Consider the following 18,732-nt stretch of genomic DNA (forward strand, 5'->3'; position numbering starts at 1 on the left):
GCCTCAATCACGAACGGCGCGGGCCAGTTTCGTGAACTCCAGCGCCTGCTCGGCACGCAGCCGGACGTGTGCCCGCGAGGTATCGATGTGGATGACGAGCGCACGCAGCGCGGCGTCCAGCTCGCCGGCGAGCACGTGCTCGGCAACCGCGATGTGCTCGGCGGTCATCACCGCGATCCGCTCGGGGCCGGGGAGATCCATGGTGCGCACCGGCCGCACCCGCTCGTAGACCGCGTGCAGCGCGTCGGCCAGCGCCGGGTTGCCCGCGGCGCGCAGCAGGGTCGAGTGGAACCGCTCGTCCGCGGCGACCAGCGCCGGGCCCGGCTCGGGCGGGTCGTCCCGCAGCGCCAGCCACACCGCGAGCTCCGCTCGCACCGGTTCGAGATCGTGCACCGGCAGGGTCCGCGCGCCATCGCCCCGCCGCTCACCGGCGGCGGCCGTCCATGGTCCGGAGGCGGCTCCGGCTCCCGCCGCGATACCGGCCCCGTGCCCGGTGGCAGCCCCGGCCGAGGCCGCGTGCCCCGTAGCGAGACCGGCTGCGGCGGACGCAGGCAGCGCCCGCTGCAACCCGCGCGCCTCGAGCACCAAGCGCAGCTCGTAGAGGTTGTCCAGCTCGTCCAGCCGGGGCCGGAACGGGTACAACCCGTCGGCCTGCCGCTGCACCAACCCGTCGGCGAGCAGCCGGGCCAGCGCCTCCCGCACGGGGGTGCGGGAGACGCCGTACCCGGCGGCCAGCCGCTCCTCGCGCAGCCGCTCGGTGGCGGGCAGCGCCCCGCCCGCGAGATCACGGCGCAGCGCGTCGTAGACCTGTTCGCGCAGCGGAATCCGCGCCATCGCAGGGCTCAGATCGCCATGGCGGAGCGCACCGCGGTCTCCGCGCCCGCCCCACCCTCCCCGCTGGAGGCGATCCGCCCGGACTGCAGCACGTAGTAGTGCTGCGCCGCCTGCAGCGCGAAGCCGATGTGCTGCTCCACCAACAGCACGCTCAGCCCGCCGCGCCGGGTGAGATCGATGATGGTGCGCTCGATCTCGGCGACGACGGAGGGCTGGATGCCCTCGGTCGGCTCGTCCAGGATGAGCAGCTTGGGCTCGGTGATCAGCGCCCGCGCGATGGCCAGCTGCTGGCGCTGGCCGCCGGAGAGCAGCCCGGCCTTGCGCGGCAGCAGCTCGCGCAGCGCGGGGAAGAGGTCGAGCGCCTCGTCGATCAGTGCCTTGCCGCGCTTGCGCCCGTCCGCCACCACCTGCAGGTTCTCCATGGTGCTGAGCTGGCCGAAGCTCTGCTGCCCCTGCGGCACGTAGGCGATGCCGCGGCGCACCCGCTTGGAAGGGGCGAGCTTGGTGATGGTCTCGCCGTCGAAGGCGATCCGCCCCGACTTCACCCCGATCAGCCCGACCGCGGTGCGCAGCAGGGTGGTCTTGCCCGCGCCGTTGTGCCCCATCACCGCGACCACGCTGTCGTCCGGCACGGTCAGCGTGGCGCCGTGGATCACCTCGGTGCGGCCGTAGCCGGAGCGCACGTCATCGAGCTCGAGCATCGTCGGTCTCCTCTTCCACGGCGATAGTGGTGACATCGCTGAGATCGGCGCCGGTGCTGTCGATCTCGGCCGCCGTGCCGAGGTACACCTCCTGCACCTTCGGGTCGGCCTGCACCTGCTCGACGCTGCCCTCGCTGAGCAGCTTGCCGCCCGCGAGCACCGTCACCGAGGTGGCGAACGAGCGCATGAAGTCCATGTCGTGCTCGACCACGACGACCACCCGCTCGCTGCCGATCCGGCGCAGCAGGTTCCCGGTCTCCTCGCGCTCCTCGGCGCTCATGCCCGCGACCGGCTCGTCCAGCAGCAGCACGGAGGCGTTCTGCACCAGCAGCATGCCGATCTCCAGCCACTGCTTCTGCCCGTGCGCGAGCACGCCCGCCGGCTTGTCCCGCAGCGCGGCGAGGCCGGTGGTCTCCAGCGCCTCCTCGATGGCGGGCAGCACCCCCTTGCGGGTGCGCAGCAGCGTCAGCGCCGAGCGGCCCGCGCCCGCCGCGATGTCCAGGTTCTGCAGGACGGTGAGCTGCTCGAAGACGCTCGCGGTCTGGAAAGGTCCGCCCGATCCCGGCGCGCGCGATCTGGTGCACCTTCTTGCCGAGCAGCTCGACCCCGGTCTTCTGCACCGACCCGGTGGCGGGGACCAGGCCGGTGATGGCGTCGATCAGGGTGGTCTTGCCCGCGCCGTTCGGCCCGATCAGGAAGCGCAGGTCGCCCTGCAGCACGGTGAGGTCGACCTCGGTGACGGCCTTGAAGCCGTCGAAGCTCACCGAGAGGCCGCGCACCTCCAGGTACTCGGCGGACATCCCCGCCTTGGCCGGTGCACTCATGGCGCCGCCACCTTCTCTCGTTCGGGGGCCGCGGGCTCCGGCTCCGGTTTGCGCCGGAAGCGCCCGAAGTCGACGCGGCCCTTGAGCATCGGCCAGATCCCCGCCAGCCCGGCCGGGATGAAGCCGACCACCACGATGAACAGCACGCCCTGCAGGTAGGTCCAGCCGGACGGGAACTGCTCGGAGAGCGAGGTCTGCGCCCAGGCGACGCCGATCGCGCCGAGCACCGGCCCGAGCAGCGTGGTGCGGCCGCCGATCGCGACCCCGATCAGGAAGGCGATGGAGGGGACGACGCCGATGTCCGCGGGCGAGATGATCCCGACGATCGGCGTGAACAGCGCCCCCGCGATCCCGGCGAAGAACGCCGCGACCACGTACGCCACGATCTTGATATTGGCCGGGTCGTAGCCGAGGAAGCGCACCCGCTCCTCCTGGTCGCGCACCGCGACCAGCAGCTCGCCGTAGCGGCTCCGCATGAGCTGCCGCACGATCGCCACCACCACGAGCAGCGTGCCGGCGGCGATGAAGAAGAGCATCTGCCGGTTGGCCGGGTCGGAGAGCTTGAACCCGAAGAAGGCGCGGAAGTCGGAGAGCCCGGTGAAGCCGCCGAGCGCCTGCTGCCCGGTGAGCAGGATCGCCAGCGCGGCGGCGAGCGCCTGGCTCAGGATCGCGAAGTACGCGCCCTTCACCCGGCGCTTGAACACGCCGTAGCCGAGCACCGCCGCGACCAGCGCGGGCACGATCAGTATCGCGAGCAGCGCCACCGGGGCCGAGGCGAACGGCACCCAGAACGCGGGCAGCTCCCTGATCCCGGCGATGTCCATGAACTCGGGCACGTCGTTGCCGAGCCGCGCGGCGTCGGCCAGCTGCAGGTGCATGGCCATGATGTAGGCGCCGAGCCCGAAGAACACGCCCTGGCCGAGGGTGAGCATGCCGCCCCGCCCCCAGGCCAGCCCGATCCCGGCCGCCACGATGGCGAAGCAGAGGAACTTGGCGAGCAGGTTCAGCCGGAAGTCGCTGAGCACCGCGGGCGCCACCGCGAAGAGCAGCACCGCGGCCACCGCGAAGCCCGCGAGCGCGGTGGCCGAGGAGTTCGCGCGCCACCGTTGGATGAGCGTGGTCATGCCAGACTCCTTGTCCGGACGGTGAAGAGCCCCTGCGGCCGGACCTGCAGGAAGATCACGATGATCACGAAGACGATCACCTTGGCGATCGAGGCCGTGGTGGAGTACTCGATGAAGGAGTTGAGCAGCCCGAGCGCGAAGGCGGCGATCACCGTCCCCTTGATCTGCCCGAGCCCGCCGATCACCACCACGAGGAAGGCGTCGATCAGGTAGCTCTGCCCGATGGTCGGGCTGGTGGAGCCGATCAGGGTGAGCGCGACGCCCGCCACACCGGCCAGCCCCGACCCGATGAAGAAGGTGCTGACGTCGGTGAACCGGCTGGAGACGCCGCTGGTCTCGGCGAGGCTGCGGTTCTGCACAACGGCCCGGATCCGCCTGCCGAGCGGGGTGGTCTTCAGCGCGACGGCCAGCGCCGTCACCGCGAGGATCGCCAGCACCAGGATGAAGATGCGGGTCTTCGGCACCACCGCGCCGAGGATCGTGACGCCGCCGCTCAGGAACTCCGGCACCAGCACGTTCTTGGCCGGGGCGCCGAAGATGTCGCGGGCCAGCTGCTGCAGCACGAGCCCGACGCCGAAGGTCACCAGCAGGGTGTCCAGCGGGCGGTCGTACATCCAGCGGATGAGCCCCATCTCCAGCGCGGCGCCGAGCGCCCCGCCGACCAGGAAGCCGATCACCAGCGAGATGAGCAGCGAGACACCGGCCGAGGAGACCACCGTCTGCACGACGTAGGTGGTGTAGCAGCCTGCCATGATGAATTCGCCGTGCGCCATGTTGATGACGCCCATCTGACCGAAGGTCAGCGAGAGCCCGAGCGCGGCGAGCAGGAGAATCGATCCGAGGCTCAGCCCGGTGAAGAGCTGGCCGATCATGACGTCCATCGAGGAGTACCCCCTTCGGGATCGAGCCGGTGCGGGGCGGCAGCGCCGCCCCGCACCGGTGTCGGGGAGTTACCGCAGGCCGTCGGCCCAGGGGTACGACTCGAGGTACGGGTCCGGCTTGATCGGGCTGCCCGAATCCCAGACCGTGTAGATCAGGCCGTCGGGGCGGATCTCGCCGATCCTGGCGGTCTTGGTGATGTGGTGGGTGTTGCCGTCGATGGTCACCAGCCCCTCGGGCGCCGCGAAGCTGACGCCGTCGGCCGCGCCCTGGACGTCGGCGACCGCGAACGAGTTCGCCTTCTCCACGGTGTTCTTCCACAGGTAGACCGAGGCGTAGGCCGCCTCCATCGGGTCCGAGGTGGGCTTGTCCGCGCCGAAGGCGGCCTTGTAGTCGGCCACGAACTTCTTGTTCTCCGGGGAGTCGACGGTCTGGTAGTAGTTCCAGGCGGTCAGCTGGCCCGCGATGTTCTGCGCGCCGATGCCCGCGACCTCCTCCTCGGCGATCGACACCGAGACCACCGGCATGTCGGCGGCCTTCAGCCCGGCATTGGTGTACTCGCGGAAGAAGGCGACGTTGGAGTCGCCGTTCAGGGTGTTGAAGACGGCGTCCGCGTCGGCGGTGCGCACCTTGTTGACGATGGTGGAGAAGTCGGTGGAGCCGAGCGGGGTGTAGTCCTCACCCTTGATCTCGATGCCGTTCGCCGCCGCGTACGCCTTGATCTCGCGGTTCGCGGTCTGCGGGAAGACGTAGTCCGAGCCGACCAGGTAGAGCGACTTCACGCCCTTCTGCTTCAGGTAGTCCAGCGCGGGCACGATCTGCTGGTTGGTGGTGGCGCCGGTGTAGAAGATGTTCTTGCTGTCCTCCAGCCCCTCGTACTGCACGGGGTAGTAGAGCAGCGAGTTCAGGCTCTCGAACTTGGGCTTCATGGCCTTGCGGCTCGACGAGGTCCAGCCGCCGAAGACCGCGGCCACGCAGTCCGAGCTGATCAGCTTCTCGGCCTTCTCCGCGAAGGTCTTCGGGTCCGACGCGCCGTCCTCCAGGACGAGCTGGATCTGCTTGCCGAGCACGCCGCCCGCCGCGTTGATCTGGTCCACCGCCAGCTTGGTCGAGTTCGCCACGGTGACCTCGGAGATCGCCATGGTGCCGGAGAGCGAGTGCAGCGAGCCGACCTTGATGGTGGGCTGCGAGGTGTCGACGCAGGACGCGGCGTCCGAGCCGCCTCCCGTTGCGTCGTCCTTGGCGCCGCAGGCGGTGACCAGGAGCCCGGCGAGCGCGATGGCCGTCGGGACGGCGACTACGCGCAGCAATTTTCGCGAGCGGGAATCTGACATGGGGCGAACCCTTCTCCTCATCGAACAAACGGAATACGCCCACGTCAGGATGTATACAGAGGCCGTATCCGCGATAAAAGGTAGGCCGCTGTTGTTGCCGAGGAATATCTGTCGGTGACGAATTCGTTGCCGATGTTTCACCCGTGTGAAACCTTGCCGAGGCCGGGTTTCGGCCTGCGGTGAGGTGGGGCCGCACGCCTACGGTTGCGTAGCCCGAACGGCCTGCGGCAGGCTGCGGAAAATATCAATCGCGGTCGGGTCAGGAGGAGCGGTGGGCCACTACAGAGCGAATCTGCGGGACATCGAGTTCAACCTGTTCGAGGTGTTCGAACTGGACAAACTGCTCGACACCGGCGCCTACGGCGACCTCGACTCGGAGACCGCGCGGGCGATCCTGGACGAGGTGCGCAGGCTGGCCGAGGGCCCGGTGGCGGAGTCCTTCGCCGCCGCCGACCGCGACCCGGTCAGCTTCGACCCCGCCACCGGCGAGGTGGCGGTGCCGGAGCCGCTCGCCCGCTCGGTGCGCGCGGTCTACGACGCGGGCTGGGGCGCGCTCGCGCTGCCCGAGGGCATGGGCGGCACCCCGGCGCCCGCCGTGCTCGCCTGGGCGGTGAACGAGATGATCACCTGCGCCAACTCCTCGGCCGCCTTCTTCACCATGGGCGCGGTCATGGCCAAGGTGCTCTACACCGTCGGCACCGAGCGGCAGCAGCACTGGGCGCGCGAGGGCTTCGCCCGCGGCTGGCAGGGCACCATGGTGCTCACCGAGCCGGACGCCGGCTCCGACGTCGGCTCCGGCCGCACCAAGGCGGTGCAGCAGCCCGACGGCACCTGGCACATCGAGGGCGTCAAGCGCTTCATCTCCGGCGCCGATCTCGGCGACCTCACCGAGAACATCTTCCACCTGGTCCTGGCCCGGCCCGAGGGCGCGCGGCCGGGCACCAAGGGGCTGTCGCTCTTCTACGTCCCCAAGTTCCACTTCGACCCGGAGACGCTGGAGCTCGGCGAGCGCAACGGCGTCTTCGTCACCGGCGTCGAGCACAAGATGGGGCTCAAGTCCTCGCCCACCTGCGAGCTCACCTTCGGCGGCGCCGTGCCCGCGGTCGGCTGGCTGGTCGGCGAGGTGCACGATGGCATCGCGCAGATGTTCCAAGTGATCGAGAACGCGCGCATGATGGTCGGGGTCAAGTCGACCGGCACGCTCTCCACCGGCTACCTGAACGCGCTCGACTACGCCAAGCAGCGGGTGCAGGGCGCCGACCTGACCAAGATGGCGGACAAGTCCGCACCGCGGGTCACCATCACCCACCACCCCGACGTCCGGCGCAGCCTGGCCATGCAGAAGGCGTACGCCGAGGGGCTGCGCGCGGTCTACCTGTACACGGCCGCGCACCAAAACGACGACGTCGCGCAGCTGGTCTCCGGCGCCGACGCCGACACCGCCGCCAGGGTGAACGACCTGCTGCTGCCGATCGTCAAGGGCGTCGGCTCGGAGCGCGCCTACGAGTACCTGACCGAATCGCTGCAGACCCTCGGCGGCTCCGGGTACCTGCAGGACTACCCGATCGAGCAGTACATCCGGGACGCCAAGATCGATTCCCTGTACGAGGGGACCACGGCGATCCAGGCGCAGGACTTCTTCTTCCGCAAGATCATCCGGGACCGCGGGGTCGCGCTCGGCCACGTCGCGGGGCAGATCCAGGCGTTCCTGGAGGTGGAGACCGGGCGGCTGAGCCGCGAGCGCGCGCTGCTCGCGACGGCGCTCGCCGACGTGCAGGCCATGGCGGGCATCCTCACCGGCTACCTCGGCGCCGCCCAGCAGGACTCCGCCGAGCTGTACAAGATCGGGCTCGGCTCGGTGCGCTTCCTGCTCGCCGTCGGCGACCTGCTCATCGCCTGGCGGCTGCTGGTCCAGGCGGAGACCGCGGCCGCCGCGCTGGCCACCGAGCCCGCCGCCGCGGACCGCGACTTCTACACCGGCAAGGTCGCCGCGGCCCAGTTCTTCGCGCGCAATGTGCTGCCTCAGCTGACCGCCGTCCGCACGGTCATCGCCGAGCTGGACACCGACATCATGGAGCTGGACGAAGCCGCCTTCTGACGGCTACTGCAGGACGTACGGCGAGACCGAGCTGCGGTGCTCGCTGATGTCCAGCTTCTTGCCGAGCGGTGGGAAGGCGCGTTGCGGGCAGTTGGCCCGCTCGCAGACCCGGCAGCCCGCCCCGATCGGGGTTGGCTGCACCTCGGGCAGGTCGATGCCGTCGGCGTAGACCACCCGGGCCGCGTGCCGCAGCTCGCAGCCGAGGCCGATGGCGAAGGTCTTGCTGGGCTGGCCGTAGCGCGTCGCCCTGCGCTCCACCGTGCGCGCCACCCACAGGTACTTGCGGCCGTCCGGCATCTGCGCGATCTGGGTCATGATCTTGCCCGGGTAGGCGAAGGTCTCGTAGACGTTCCAGAGCGGGCAGGTGCCGCCGCTGGAGGAGAAGTGGAAGCCGGTCGCGGACTGCCGCTTCGACATATTGCCCGCCCGGTCCACCCGGACGAAGGAGAACGGAACCCCGCGCAGCTCCGGCCGCTGCAGCGTGGAGAGCCGGTGACAGACCGTCTCGTAGCTCTGCGTGAAGAAGGCGGAGAGCCGCTCGATGTCGTACCGGAAGTCCTCGGCGACCTCGAGGAAGTGCGTGTACGGCAGCACGATGGCGGCGGCGTAGTAGTTCGCCAGCCCGAGCAGGGCCAGCCTGCGCGCGTCGTCGGAGGCGAAGTTGCCCTCGTCGACCAGCTTCTGCAGCAGCCCGCCGCACTCGAAGTAGGCCAGCTCGGCGGCGAGCTTGAAGCTGCGCTGCCCACCGGAGAGGTGCGGCGCGATCTCCAGCAGCTTCTGCTCCGGGTCGTAGCGGTGCAGCACGCCCTCGCCCAGGTCGATCCGCTCGGCGATCCGGACGCCGTGGCCGCGCAGCATCTTGGCGACCTCGGTATTCACGTCGCCGCCGTGGAAGCGGACCCGGGTGGTCAGCTCCTCGGCGGCGGTGTCCAGCTCGTGGATGTAGTTCTGCCGCTGGTAGAAGTAGTCGCGGACCTCCTCGTGCGGCTTGCTGATGGCCCCGCTGCCCGACCCGTCGGCGAACCGGTCCTCGGTGGCCGCGGCCAGCTGGGCGGAGGTGTTGCGGTACCGGTTGTGCATGGCGACCAGGGCGCGGGCCATGCTCGGGTGCGCCGAGACGATGTCCGCGATCTCCTTGGTGTCGGCCTCGATGCCCAGCTCCTGGTCGAGCACGACCTCCTGCAGCTCGGCGATCAGCCTGGTGTCGTCCTGCGAGGAGAAGAAGGTGGCGTCGACGCCGAAGAGTTCGCTGATCTTGAGCAGCACCGGTACGGTCAGCGGGCGTACATCGTGCTCGATCTGGTTGAGGTAGCTCGCCGAGATCTCCAGCTTCTGCGCGAGCGAGACCTGGCTCAGCCCCCGTTCGGTGCGCAGCTGGCGGAGCCGCGCGCCGACGTAAGTCTTGGCCATGCGATCGAGTGTATGAGCTGATTAGCAGCCGAACCATGGCGGAATTAGCAATGCTGGTCACAGCGGTGCGGGTTTGCTGTCGGTGGCTGCGGCTAGATTCCAGACGTGCTGTTCGCCGATGTCGTGCGGGTCTCGGAGAGCGTACGGGCCACCCGATCACGGAAAACGAAGACCGAGGCGCTCGCCGAGGTGTTGCGCGCCGCGGGCGACGATGCCGAACTCGCGGCGGTGACCGCCTGGCTCTCCGGCGAGTTGCGCCAGGGCCGGATCGGGACCGGGTGGCGCACGCTCTCCGGGCTGGACGTGGCCACGGCCGCGGAACCCCGGCTCACGGTGGCCGAGGTCGATGCGGTCTTCACCGAACTGGGCGGCATCTCCGGCACCGGCTCGGCAGCCCGGCGCAAAGACCTGCTCACCACGTTGTTCGGCAGCGCGACCGCCGCCGAGCGCGAGTTCCTGATCCGGCTGCTCACCGGCGAACTCCGCCAGGGCGCGCTCACCGCGCTGGTCGCCGAGGCGGTCGCCAAGGCCGAGGGCATCCCGGTCGCCGCGGTCCGCCGCGCGCACATGCTCTGCGGCGAACTCCCGCTCACCGCCGTCACCGCGCGCCGCGGCGGCGCCGCCGCGCTGGCCGAGTTCCGGCTGGAGGTCGGGCGCCCGGTGCAGCCCATGCTCGCCGCCCCCGGCGCCAGCCTGGAGGAGGCGCTCGGCGAGTTCGACGGCGAGGTCAGCATGGAGCACAAGCTCGACGGCGCCCGCATCCAGGTGCACCGCGACGGCGACGACGTCCGCGTCTACACCCGCACCCTGCGCGACATCACCGCGGGCGTGCCCGAGCTGGTTCGCCTGGTCCGCGAGCTGCCGTGCACCGCGGTGGTGCTCGACGGCGAGACCCTCGCGCTCACCGACGCGGGCCGCCCGCGCCCGTTCCAGGAGACCATGAGCCGCTTCGCCATCCTGGAACCGGTGGACGGCGCCGCCAGGCCGGTCCCCGCGGGCAGCGACGACCCCGCCGTCCGCCCGGTCGCCTCCACCCGCGAACTCCTGCTGCACCCGTACTTCTTCGACTGCCTGCACCTGGACGGCCGCGACCTGCTCGACGCCCCGCTCGCCGAGCGCAGGCAGGCGCTGGAGCAGGTCGCCGCCGAGCACTGCATCCCCGCGCTGCTGCGCCCCGACGCCGAGACCGCCGCCGAGTACTTCGACGGCGCGCTCGCCGCCGGGCACGAGGGCGTCATGGTCAAATCGCTGACCGCGCCGTACGCCGCGGGCAGGCGCGGCCGCGCCTGGCAGAAGATCAAACCGACGCACACCCTCGACCTGGTGGTGCTCGGCGCCGAGTGGGGGTACGGCAGGCGCACTGGGTACCTGTCCAACCTGCACCTCGGCGCGCGCGACCCCGACGGCGGCGACCCGGTGATGGTCGGCAAGACCTTCAAGGGCCTCACCGACGCGCTGCTGCAGTGGCAGACCGCGGAGTTCCCGCGGCACGAGCGCGCCAGGGACGAGCACACCGTGCTGCTCCGCCCGGCGCTGGTCGTGGAGATCGCGCTGGACGGGGTGCAGTCCAGCACCCGCTACCCCGGCGGGGTAGCGCTGCGCTTCGCCAGGGTGGTCAGGTACCGGCCGGACAAGACGCCCGCCGAGGCCGACACCATCGATGCCGTCCGGGCGCTGCTGCTGTGACCCGTTACCCATCCGCGACGAAGGGCAAACTGTTGGTGAATGAGAGGTGAACACGCCACACTGAGGAGGTGTCGGCAGAACTCCTCGTTCTCGTGATCGTTGTGATCACGGCGCTCGCCTTCGACTTCACCAACGGGTTCCACGACACCGCCAACGCGATGGCGACCTCCATCGCGACCGGGGCGCTGCGGCCCAAGGTGGCGGTGGCGCTCTCCGCCGTGCTGAATCTGATCGGCGCGTTCCTCTCCGTCGCGGTGGCCGCGACGGTTGCCAAGGGCATCGTCCGGTTGAACGCCGTCGGCGGGCAGGAGCTGCTCATAATCGTCTTCGCCGGACTCGTCGGCGGCATCCTGTGGAACCTGCTGACCTGGCTATTCGGCCTGCCGTCGAGCTCGTCACACGCACTCTTCGGCGGGCTGATCGGCGCAACCCTCGCCGCGCTGGGTTGGAGCGGCGTGATCTGGCAGGCGGGCACCGATGGGGTGCTCGCCAAGATCGTCGTGCCCGCGCTGCTCGCCCCCGTGGTCGCCGCGCTGGTCGCCGCGCTCGGCACCCGCGCCGTCTACCGGATCACCCGCGGCGCCGACCCGGACTCGGTGCGGACCGGCTTCCGCTGGGGCCAGATCGGCTCCGCCTCGCTGGTCTCGCTGGCGCACGGCACCAATGACGCGCAGAAGACCATGGGCGTGATCTTCCTCGCACTGGTCGCCCACGGCACACTCTCAGCTAACGATGAGATGCCGCTATGGGTGATGGCCGCGTGTGCCGTCGCCATTGCGGTCGGCACCTACCTGGGCGGCTGGCGAATCATCCGCACCCTGGGCAGGGGGTTGGTCGAGATCGACTCGCCCCAGGGGTTCGCCGCGGAGAGCTCCGCCGCCGCCATCATCCTCACCTCCGCGCACTTCGGGCTGCCGCTCTCCACCACCCAGACCGCCACCGGCTCGATCCTCGGCACCGGGCTCGGCAAGGGCGCCGAGGTGCGCTGGCGGGTCATGGGGCACATGGTGGTGGCCTGGCTGCTCACCCTGCCGATGGCCGGGCTGGTCGGCGCGGCGTGCTGGGCGGTGGCGCACTTCGTCGGCGGGCTGCCCGGCGTGCTGGTGGTCTGCACCGTGCTGATCGCGCTCGCCACGCTCATGTACCTGCGTTCCCGGCGTGCGCCGGTCACCGACGCCAATGTCAACGAGTGGCCGGGCGACCGGCTGCCCGCCGCCGACCGGGAGTCCGCGTGAACACCGTCCTCACCAACCTGAACGCGCTGCTCGAGGTGGTGCTCGTCGGCATCGCCTTCGGCGCCGGGCTGCCGGTCGTCTTCGCCTTCGGGGTGCGGCTCCACGCGAGCGCGAGCGGCCCGGCGCGGGCGGGCGGTTACGCCTGCTTCGGCGTCGTCCTGGTCGCCGTGCTCTGCGGGGTGCTGTGGATCGCGAAGGCGTTCCTGGCGGCGAAGCTCGGCGTGCACCTCTTCGGCGCCTGAGGAGTCCTTTCATGAGCGACCGCGCCGGATTGCTGCACCGCATCGTCGACTGGCTGCGCGCCGGATACCCGCAGGGTGTCCCGCAGTCGGACCACGTCGCGCTCTTCGCCGTCCTGCACCGCGACCTCACCGAAACCGAGATCGCCCTGGTCACCGAGGAACTGGCGCGCAGCCGCGGCCGCACCGACATCACCGCCACCGCCATCGCCGCCGCCATCGCCGACCTGGCCAAGGAGAAGGCGGGCCCGGACGACATCGCGCGCGTCGCCGCCCGTCTCGCCGCCGCGGGCGAGGCACCCCCGCCCTTCGCCCCGGAGCGGAAAGCGGCCGGTGCCGCCTGCGAGGGGGCGGCGCCACCGGCCGTCGCGCCGGACGATCAGGGCAGTTGATCCGCTCCGGCGGTGTTTCCGCCGTCCGAGGACGACATGTTCATCATGCTCGGCGTTACTCCGAGAAACCGGGCATTGCCCTGTGAATCAGCTGGGAGCCGCGTAACACTGTGCACCGGTTTCCCGACCCGCGCCGAAATGATGCGTCACGGCGCCGATGTGCTGCCAGCCGAGCCGCTCGTACAGCCGGATGGCGGCCGCGTCCTTGTCCATGACATCGAGGACGAGCCGTCGATTCCGCTCGGCCGCGTAGGTCATCGCCGTACGCACGAGCCGCTCGCCGACACCGCGCTTCCGGCCCTCCGCGCCGACGAAGAGGCGGCCGAAGACCAGCACCCGCGTGAGCGGTTCCGCAGTCCGCTCTATCCAGAGCCGCGCGGCGTCATCGGAATCGGTGGCTGTGCAGACCAAGGCGTGCCCGACCACGACTCGGTCGAATGCACCGACCCAAGCCCCGGTGGCGGTGGCCGGGGTCAGCCAGGCGATCGGGTCGGCGACGCCTTCCACCGGATATCCGTCGGTTCGATGTACCTCGGTGAGCAGCCGGGCGCAGGCGTCGAGATCGGACCCTGCCCGCGGGCGCACGGTGACGGTCATCGATCCTCCACGGGCATGCTGTAGTCGAGGCCGTTGAGATCGGCGCGCATCACGAAGAGCGTCACCTCGAACGGCAGGTCGGCCTCGTCGATTCCGGTGTGCAGCACCTCGAGAACCGGAACTCCGTCCGGGATCGACAGCCCGCGCACCTCGTCCGGTGTCGGCATCCGGGCCGACACCTCCTCCCTGACCCGGGTGATCCGGTGGCCGCGTTCCTCGAAGCGCGCGTACAGACTTCCCGTGCCCAGCTGCGCCGAACTCGCCAGGACCGAGCCCTCCGCAATTGCCCACGGGATGAAGGTCACGCCGATCTGCACGGGCTCGTCATCGGCGTAGTACCAGTTCTCGCGGCGGACAACGGTCTCGGTCTCCGGATCGAGTTCCAGCCGATTCGCTACGTGCGGCGGCGGCGCCACCCTGGTGATCGAGGTGCAGTCGACGCGCGCCGTTCTGCCCTGCTGCGCGACTTCTGCGCGGTACGGCGAAAGCCCGGTCCGCTCCCGTAACCGATTGGAGTACCGGCTGCTCCCGAATCGAAGGAGCCGTTGTGGCTCCCGCACGAAGACACCCTTGCCATGTACCGCCGTAACCAGGCCTTCGTCGGAAAGGAGCCGCACTGCTTCTCGGGCGGTATTGCGTGCCACCCCGTGAGTTTCCGCGAGTGCCCGCTCGGACGGGAGTCGCGCACCGGGGCCGAGTTCGCCGGTGGCGATGGCGCGGCGCAGTTCTTCCGCGAGGCGCCTGCTCGCGGGTACCGCTCGCGCCGCAGGGTCGACGTCGCTCATACGATCCGAGGATACTGGCTCAAGCCACCTGTTGACGAGCGGGGAGACGTGATGCTCTACTGGCTCAAGCCAGTTGATGGAGGGGGCAGCGTGCATCCAGGAGTTTTCGATGGGGCCGAGCATGGTGGTCAGGTGCCGCGATCAATCGGCGGTGAGCGGCCGTTCCAGCTCCTGCCCTCGGTGGACGAACTGTGCGCTTCGATCAGAGGGCACCACGTGGCTGCGCACCCGGTGGCCCGGCTCGCGATCGAATTCGGTTCGCTGTATCAAGAGCTCGAATTCTGCTGCCGCCGGGACCGGCTCGTGGCTTCCGTCGACAGTTGGGCGATACACCACCTGCCCGCGCCCCGCCCGGACGCCCGTCCCGCTGTCGAGTCCTTCGGTGCCGTCATCGACCGCATCGCCTTCACACAGGTCCATGCCTACCGCCTGCTCATGACCGCCGACGATCTCGCGGCACCTCGGGTACACGCGGCCTGGCATCGGCTGGCCGAGCTGGCAGACGGCTACACCGACCTCGTCGCGGCCTTCGACCGCCGAGCGGTGCGACTACCCAACGCCGCTGATCCGGTCAGCGAAGCTCGCCTGCCCGAATGGCTGCGGTGAATGCCGCCCATTCGCTTGCCGACCAGCTCAGGATCGGCTGCCCGGACGGCGATTTGCTGTCGCGCACATCCACCCGCCCGGCCCGGAACCGTACCTCGACACAGGTCTGCCGGTCACTCGAGTACGAGGAGACGAACCACTCGCTCACCGCGCACCCTCCAGCGCTGCGGCCCGGTCCCGGATCAGGGCCAGCGATTCGGCGCGGCCGAGCGCCTCGCGGTGCATGCGCTCGAAGAGGTAGGTGAGGTCGCGGACCCGGGTCTGGTTGCGCGCCGGGTCGTCCACGACGGTCTCGCCGAAGACCGCCGACTCGTACCAGGCGAGCGTGGGCAGCCGGGGTCGGTCGAAGTCGAGCAGGTGGAAGGTGGAGCCCGCGGGCACGAAACCCGCGTCGGCGAAGGGGATCACACGGATGTCGACCGTCTCCGGGTACCGCTCCGCCACCGCGACCAGGTGTCGCAGCTGCCTGCCGAGCACCTCGGGCCCGCCGAGCTGCTGGTGCAGCACCGCTTCGCCGAGCACCACGCTGAGGTGCAGCGGGTCGTCCGGGTCGGTGAGCCTGCCCTGCCGGGTGAGCCGTGCTCGCACCCGCTCCTCCGCCTCGACCGGCGCCACGGTCGCGCTGCGCGAATTCATCAGCGCGCGAATGAATTCCTCGCCCTGGAGCAGCCCGGGCATCATGACGCTCTCGTAGCTGCGGATGGTGTGCGCGCCCCACTCCATGCCGTAGTACCGGGTCAGCTCCTCGTCGAAGAGCCCTGGGTGCGCGGCCCACCAGCCGCGCAGTCGGGCGGCGTCGCGCAGGGCCAGTAGTTCGTGCTGTTCGCTCTCGTCGATCTCCAGGATGTCGAGAAGCTGTTCGAGTTTGTCCTCGGGCACCAGATTCCGCTCGTTCTCGATGTGCGACCAGTAAGCGGCCGAAACGTCGAGCTGCCTGGTGATTGCCGCGGCGCCGATACCGAGCTCGAGGCGCCGCTGCCGCAAGCGCCGTGCCAGCTCCCAACGCGCGACCGCGGGTGACAAGGGCATGGCGGGATCCTACTGCCGCCTGCCGAGGGACTTCTTATCGTAGGTTGACTTGTATAGTTTACGACAGTAGCGTGGTCGCTGTCACACGGTCTCGCCACCGTCGGCGACCGGGGGAACAGAGGGGTCAGGGGATATGTCCGTAGTTGTCATCGATGGTCACTGGATGGTGACCGACCGGAGCAGACATCAGGCCAGGCGCGTGGCCGAGGACGGCTGGGTCGTCTCTTACCTGCGCGGCCGCACGCTCACCACCGAACAGGCGACGGCCGCCATGCGCGCCGTCGAGGAACTCGCGACGCTGCACGGACTCACCTCCGTGCTCGGGCTCACGACGCTGGAGGCGGTCACGCTCGCCATCAACGAATCGCCATGGGAGAAGGGGCGGCTCGGCGAACCCGGGCGCCGCTTCGGCTGGTCATCGGCCGCCCGTTCGCTGCAGGGGGCGGCGAGGTGAACCGTCCCGTGCTGCCAACCAAGGAACTGCTGCTGCACGCCTGCCGAGCCGAACCGCGCGAGGACCACCCCCTCCTGCGCTGCATCCACCTGCTGGCCGGGCTGCACGAGCGGGACCTCCGCGCCGACCCGGCGGTCGACGACATCGCCATCGGTCGAGCGCGGCTCATGCACACCATCGACCACTGGGTCGCCACCCAGTTCCCCACCCCGCGCGGCGGTGCGCACATGCACACCGAAACCCTCGGATCCGTTCTCGACCGCCTGGCCCGGCACTCCGCCTTCGCCCACGCCGCCCTCCTCTTGGCCCCGAAGAGGCAGGTGCACGAGGCGTGGGAACGTCTCGCCGAACTCTCCCTCGGCTACGAAGACCTCGCCATCGACCTCGCCGCAGGCGCCCGCCGCCTCCCGGACCTCGCCACGACCGACTTCGAGCACGCCTTTCGTCCCGGTCTCCGCCGCCACAACCGACGGTTTTTCGTGGTGGGAAGCCACCGGAATGCATCAATAATTACACTTAGCGCGTAATTTTCGATGTCGGCACTCTTACTATTGGTGCATGCGAATCGATCGTGGATGGATTCTCGCCCTGGCGGACCTCGCCGCCACACAGTGGGGGCTGCTCACCGCCGCGCAAGCGGGCGGTGTCGGGGTGTCCGTCCAGCAGTTGAAGCGGCTCGCCGACGGCGGGTTGCTCGAGCGGCTGCGGCACGGCGTGTACCGGATCGCGGGCAGCCCGGCATCGCCGGACGACCCGCTACGCGCCGAATGGCTGGCATTCGAGCCCGCCCGGACCGCGGGGGACCGGATCGCGGACGAGGTACCGCTCGGGGTGGTTTCCCACCGATCCGCCGCCCGCCTGCAGGAACTCGGTGACCTCGACGCCGACTTGTCCGAGTTCACCGTGCCGCGCAGGCGCGGGACCAGGAGCCGCGAGGTCGGGTTGCACGTGGCCGAGCTGCGCCCGGAGGACTGGCGGCTGGCGAACGGGCTGCCGGTCACCCGGCCGCTGCGCACGGTCGTCGATCTGGCCGAAGCGCGCGTCGACGGCGGGCACCTGGCCCTGATCGTGCGCGACGCCATCCTCGGCGGCGACACCACCCGCGCCGAGCTGGAAGAACACCTGCGCCCCTTCGCGCATCATTACGGCGCTCCCCTGGGCGCGGGGCGCCTGCTCGTCGATTCCTTCATCCGCGTCGCCGGAGTCCCCGCCGGTGCCAGCGACCTGCTCGAGATGCCTGATCCCCCCTAGCGATCGAACGAAAGCGACCATGCGCGGTGACCCGGAAATATCTGTCCGACAACGGTTTCCGCGCAGCCCTGAACCATCGAATTCAAGCGCGTGCCCGTGCGGTCACCCGCACTCCGGCGGAGTTGCGCCGAGAGTTCTTCATGCAGCGCATGCTGGCCCGAGTCTTCGCCGATCCGTCCGCGCCGTGGATCTTGAAAGGCGGCGCGGGACTGCTGGTCCGGCTGCCGGGAGCACGCAGCAGCGAGGATGTCGACCTACTCCATCCGCGCGTCGACCTGGCGCTGGCCTTCGAGGAACTACGTGCCGTGGTCTCCGTCGCGAGTTCGCTGGACCGGATCACCTTCCGGCTCGAGGTCGGTCAGCGCAGAGCACGAGAGGGCAGCTCCGAAGTGTGGAAACTGCGGGCGACTCCGTACCTGGGTGCGGCCCCGCTGCAGCACTTTCCGATCGACCTCACCGCCGGAACGGTCCCGGTCGGGGTGATCGATCGCATTGAACCGGTGCCGGTGATCGAGATTCCCGATGTCGTCGCACCGCCGCCCTTCGCCTGCTATCCGCTCGCCGACCAGATTGCCGACAAATTGGCCGCCATGTACGAGTACCACGGCATCCGCCGCGAGCCGTCGACGCGCTGGCGAGACCTCGTCGACCTCGTCCTGCTCATCCGCCGCTTTCCCTTCGACGCCGCGACCACTCGGGCCGTCCTGGCCCAGCAACCCGCTCGCAGGCCAGACCTCGACCTGCCCGACGCCGTGCGTCCGCCCGCACCGGCGTGGGAGCAGGGCTACCGCAACCTTGCCCGGCGCACGATGCTCCCGCCCGAGCTGCACACCCTCACCGCCGCTCTGGAGCACCTGGGCCGGTGCCTGAATCCGCTGCTCGACGGCTCGGTGACCACGGGCACCTGGAATCCGGAGCGCGGTGCGTGGGAGCCCGCCGACCCGGCGCTCACGGCAGCGGCGACGGCTCCGCCGCGGTGACGACGACCTCGGCGAGCACCCGCTCCCGCAACCCCCGATCGATCTCCCCGGCCGCCGGAACCACGACCGCGGCGGCGGACGTGGCGACGGCGTCGGCGAGCAGGGTGGGCCAGGTGGGGGGAGGGGTGTGCGAGAGGGCGGCGATGACGGCGGCGGTGGCGGCGTCGCCGGCACCGGTCGGGTTGCCCGCGGGAGGGTCGGGGAGTCGGGCCCACCAGCATCCGTCGGGGGTGCGGGCAACCAGGTCGGCGGGGCCGCGGACGGCGACGACGGC

20 protein-coding genes and 2 pseudogenes are annotated in these 18,732 nt (G+C 70.2%); 10 read left to right on the forward strand and 12 right to left on the reverse strand.

Annotation, left to right across the window (positions count from 1 at the left end; genetic code table 11):
* Positions 1 to 3 precede the first annotated feature (3 nt).
* From ACFUUZ_RS11645 to urtA, 6 genes and pseudogenes are all read right to left on the reverse strand, one after another.
* The gene (locus ACFUUZ_RS11645; RefSeq protein ID WP_378695099.1) at positions 4 to 834 is read right to left on the reverse strand and encodes a GntR family transcriptional regulator; all 831 of its coding nucleotides are present in this window, start codon (positions 832 to 834) and stop codon (positions 4 to 6) included.
* Positions 835 to 842: 8 nt separating this feature from the next.
* Positions 843 to 1,535, reverse strand: a complete 693-nt coding sequence (gene urtE / locus ACFUUZ_RS11650) for an urea ABC transporter ATP-binding subunit UrtE (RefSeq protein ID WP_378695101.1) — start codon at positions 1,533 to 1,535, stop codon at positions 843 to 845.
* A pseudogene (gene urtD, locus ACFUUZ_RS11655) lies at positions 1,519 to 2,359 on the reverse strand (urea ABC transporter ATP-binding protein UrtD). Before urtD ends, urtE begins: the two are co-directional and overlap by 17 nt.
* Positions 2,356 to 3,483, reverse strand: a complete 1,128-nt coding sequence (urtC, locus tag ACFUUZ_RS11660; RefSeq protein WP_378695103.1) for an urea ABC transporter permease subunit UrtC — start codon at positions 3,481 to 3,483, stop codon at positions 2,356 to 2,358. The pseudogene urtD and the gene urtC overlap by 4 nt, the downstream one beginning before the upstream one ends.
* A complete protein-coding gene (gene urtB, locus ACFUUZ_RS11665) occupies positions 3,480 to 4,364 on the reverse strand; it encodes an urea ABC transporter permease subunit UrtB (protein WP_378695104.1) in 885 nt (294 codons plus the stop codon). The genes urtC and urtB overlap by 4 nt, the downstream gene beginning before the upstream one ends.
* 69 nt (positions 4,365 to 4,433) lie before the next feature.
* Entirely contained in the window at positions 4,434 to 5,696 is a 1,263-nt protein-coding gene (gene urtA / locus ACFUUZ_RS11670; RefSeq protein WP_378695107.1) for an urea ABC transporter substrate-binding protein, read from the reverse strand.
* 271 nt (positions 5,697 to 5,967) lie between these two features.
* Between urtA and ACFUUZ_RS11675 the strand changes: the two genes are divergently transcribed.
* Positions 5,968 to 7,794, forward strand: coding sequence for an acyl-CoA dehydrogenase (locus ACFUUZ_RS11675; protein WP_378695108.1), 1,827 nt, complete (start codon positions 5,968 to 5,970; stop codon positions 7,792 to 7,794).
* Positions 7,795 to 7,797: 3 nt separating this feature from the next.
* Here ACFUUZ_RS11675 and ramB read toward each other — a convergent pair whose 3' ends face one another.
* On the reverse strand, positions 7,798 to 9,204 hold the full coding sequence (gene ramB / locus ACFUUZ_RS11680; RefSeq protein ID WP_378695110.1) for an acetate metabolism transcriptional regulator RamB: 1,407 nt from the start codon (positions 9,202 to 9,204) through the stop codon (positions 7,798 to 7,800).
* Between the two features lie 105 nt (positions 9,205 to 9,309).
* Between ramB and ACFUUZ_RS11685 the strand changes: the two genes are divergently transcribed.
* The 4 genes from ACFUUZ_RS11685 (at position 9,310) to ACFUUZ_RS11700 (ending at position 12,756) form a co-directional block, all read left to right on the forward strand.
* Complete coding sequence (locus tag ACFUUZ_RS11685) at positions 9,310 to 10,890, forward strand: ATP-dependent DNA ligase (protein ID WP_378695112.1); 1,581 nt, start codon at positions 9,310 to 9,312, stop codon at positions 10,888 to 10,890.
* 68 nt (positions 10,891 to 10,958) lie between these two features.
* Positions 10,959 to 12,125: an anion permease gene (locus ACFUUZ_RS11690; protein ID WP_378695114.1), complete on the forward strand. Its 1,167-nt coding sequence runs from the start codon at positions 10,959 to 10,961 to the stop codon at positions 12,123 to 12,125.
* Complete coding sequence (locus ACFUUZ_RS11695) at positions 12,122 to 12,367, forward strand: hypothetical protein (RefSeq protein WP_378695116.1); 246 nt, start codon at positions 12,122 to 12,124, stop codon at positions 12,365 to 12,367. Before ACFUUZ_RS11690 ends, ACFUUZ_RS11695 begins: the two co-directional genes overlap by 4 nt.
* An 11-nt stretch (positions 12,368 to 12,378) precedes the next feature.
* Positions 12,379 to 12,756, forward strand: coding sequence for a DUF3349 domain-containing protein (locus tag ACFUUZ_RS11700; protein ID WP_378695118.1), 378 nt, complete (start codon positions 12,379 to 12,381; stop codon positions 12,754 to 12,756).
* Positions 12,757 to 12,843: 87 nt separating this feature from the next.
* Here ACFUUZ_RS11700 and ACFUUZ_RS11705 read toward each other — a convergent pair whose 3' ends face one another.
* Together ACFUUZ_RS11705 and ACFUUZ_RS11710 are read right to left on the reverse strand one after the other, a co-directional pair.
* Positions 12,844 to 13,353, reverse strand: a complete 510-nt coding sequence (locus ACFUUZ_RS11705; RefSeq protein WP_378695120.1) for a GNAT family N-acetyltransferase — start codon at positions 13,351 to 13,353, stop codon at positions 12,844 to 12,846.
* On the reverse strand, positions 13,350 to 14,138 hold the full coding sequence (locus tag ACFUUZ_RS11710; RefSeq protein WP_378695122.1) for a GntR family transcriptional regulator: 789 nt from the start codon (positions 14,136 to 14,138) through the stop codon (positions 13,350 to 13,352). The genes ACFUUZ_RS11705 and ACFUUZ_RS11710 overlap by 4 nt, the downstream gene beginning before the upstream one ends.
* A 51-nt stretch (positions 14,139 to 14,189) precedes the next feature.
* Here ACFUUZ_RS11710 and ACFUUZ_RS11715 point away from each other — a divergent pair, with 51 nt between their 5' ends.
* Complete coding sequence (locus tag ACFUUZ_RS11715) at positions 14,190 to 14,744, forward strand: DUF4254 domain-containing protein (RefSeq protein WP_378695124.1); 555 nt, start codon at positions 14,190 to 14,192, stop codon at positions 14,742 to 14,744.
* On the opposite strand, the gene ACFUUZ_RS11720 is transcribed toward ACFUUZ_RS11715, so the two are convergent.
* Together ACFUUZ_RS11720 and ACFUUZ_RS11725 are read right to left on the reverse strand one after the other, a co-directional pair.
* Positions 14,710 to 14,892, reverse strand: coding sequence for a DUF397 domain-containing protein (locus ACFUUZ_RS11720; protein WP_378695126.1), 183 nt, complete (start codon positions 14,890 to 14,892; stop codon positions 14,710 to 14,712). The genes ACFUUZ_RS11715 and ACFUUZ_RS11720 overlap by 35 nt on opposite strands.
* On the reverse strand, positions 14,889 to 15,773 hold the full coding sequence (locus ACFUUZ_RS11725) for a helix-turn-helix domain-containing protein (protein WP_378695128.1): 885 nt from the start codon (positions 15,771 to 15,773) through the stop codon (positions 14,889 to 14,891). The genes ACFUUZ_RS11720 and ACFUUZ_RS11725 overlap by 4 nt, the downstream gene beginning before the upstream one ends.
* A gap of 163 nt (positions 15,774 to 15,936) precedes the next feature.
* On the opposite strand from ACFUUZ_RS11725, the gene ACFUUZ_RS11730 reads away from it, so the two are divergent.
* The 4 genes from ACFUUZ_RS11730 to ACFUUZ_RS11745 are packed head-to-tail and all read left to right on the forward strand — an operon-like array spanning position 15,937 to position 18,458.
* On the forward strand, positions 15,937 to 16,227 hold the full coding sequence (locus tag ACFUUZ_RS11730; protein ID WP_378695130.1) for a hypothetical protein: 291 nt from the start codon (positions 15,937 to 15,939) through the stop codon (positions 16,225 to 16,227).
* 8 nt (positions 16,228 to 16,235) lie between these two features.
* The gene (locus ACFUUZ_RS11735; protein ID WP_378695132.1) at positions 16,236 to 16,754 is read left to right on the forward strand and encodes a DUF4254 domain-containing protein; all 519 of its coding nucleotides are present in this window, start codon (positions 16,236 to 16,238) and stop codon (positions 16,752 to 16,754) included.
* Positions 16,755 to 16,785: 31 nt separating this feature from the next.
* Positions 16,786 to 17,478, forward strand: coding sequence for a type IV toxin-antitoxin system AbiEi family antitoxin domain-containing protein (locus ACFUUZ_RS11740; RefSeq protein ID WP_378695134.1), 693 nt, complete (start codon positions 16,786 to 16,788; stop codon positions 17,476 to 17,478).
* A gap of 26 nt (positions 17,479 to 17,504) precedes the next feature.
* Positions 17,505 to 18,458, forward strand: a complete 954-nt coding sequence (locus ACFUUZ_RS11745; RefSeq protein WP_378695136.1) for a nucleotidyl transferase AbiEii/AbiGii toxin family protein — start codon at positions 17,505 to 17,507, stop codon at positions 18,456 to 18,458.
* Here ACFUUZ_RS11745 and ACFUUZ_RS11750 read toward each other — a convergent pair.
* Positions 18,427 to 18,732: pseudogene (locus tag ACFUUZ_RS11750) on the reverse strand (carbohydrate kinase); the annotation flags it as partial. The gene ACFUUZ_RS11745 and the pseudogene ACFUUZ_RS11750 sit on opposite strands and share 32 nt — an antisense overlap.

Origin of the sequence: Nocardia sp. NPDC057353, from assembly GCF_042667085.1 — a bacterium.
Taxonomy (GTDB): domain Bacteria; phylum Actinomycetota; class Actinomycetes; order Mycobacteriales; family Mycobacteriaceae; genus Nocardia.

Excerpts from the sequence above, each read along its gene's own strand:
- urtE (WP_378695101.1), bottom strand. The coding sequence starts at position 1,535 with ATGCTCGAGCTCGATGACGTGCGCTCCGGCTACGGCCGCACCGAGGTG.
- ACFUUZ_RS11730 (WP_378695130.1), top strand. The coding sequence starts at position 15,937 with ATGGTGACCGACCGGAGCAGACATCAGGCCAGGCGCGTGGCCGAGGAC.
- urtA (WP_378695107.1), bottom strand. The coding sequence starts at position 5,696 with ATGTCAGATTCCCGCTCGCGAAAATTGCTGCGCGTAGTCGCCGTCCCG.
- urtB (WP_378695104.1), bottom strand. The coding sequence starts at position 4,364 with ATGGACGTCATGATCGGCCAGCTCTTCACCGGGCTGAGCCTCGGATCG.
- urtC (WP_378695103.1), bottom strand. The coding sequence starts at position 3,483 with ATGACCACGCTCATCCAACGGTGGCGCGCGAACTCCTCGGCCACCGCG.
- ACFUUZ_RS11715 (WP_378695124.1), top strand. The coding sequence starts at position 14,190 with ATGCTCTACTGGCTCAAGCCAGTTGATGGAGGGGGCAGCGTGCATCCA.
- ACFUUZ_RS11705 (WP_378695120.1), bottom strand. The coding sequence starts at position 13,353 with ATGACCGTCACCGTGCGCCCGCGGGCAGGGTCCGATCTCGACGCCTGC.
- ACFUUZ_RS11740 (WP_378695134.1), top strand. The coding sequence starts at position 16,786 with ATGCGAATCGATCGTGGATGGATTCTCGCCCTGGCGGACCTCGCCGCC.
- ACFUUZ_RS11700 (WP_378695118.1), top strand. The coding sequence starts at position 12,379 with ATGAGCGACCGCGCCGGATTGCTGCACCGCATCGTCGACTGGCTGCGC.
- ACFUUZ_RS11710 (WP_378695122.1), bottom strand. The coding sequence starts at position 14,138 with ATGAGCGACGTCGACCCTGCGGCGCGAGCGGTACCCGCGAGCAGGCGC.
- ACFUUZ_RS11725 (WP_378695128.1), bottom strand. The coding sequence starts at position 15,773 with ATGCCCTTGTCACCCGCGGTCGCGCGTTGGGAGCTGGCACGGCGCTTG.
- ramB (WP_378695110.1), bottom strand. The coding sequence starts at position 9,204 with ATGGCCAAGACTTACGTCGGCGCGCGGCTCCGCCAGCTGCGCACCGAA.
- ACFUUZ_RS11645 (WP_378695099.1), bottom strand. The coding sequence starts at position 834 with ATGGCGCGGATTCCGCTGCGCGAACAGGTCTACGACGCGCTGCGCCGT.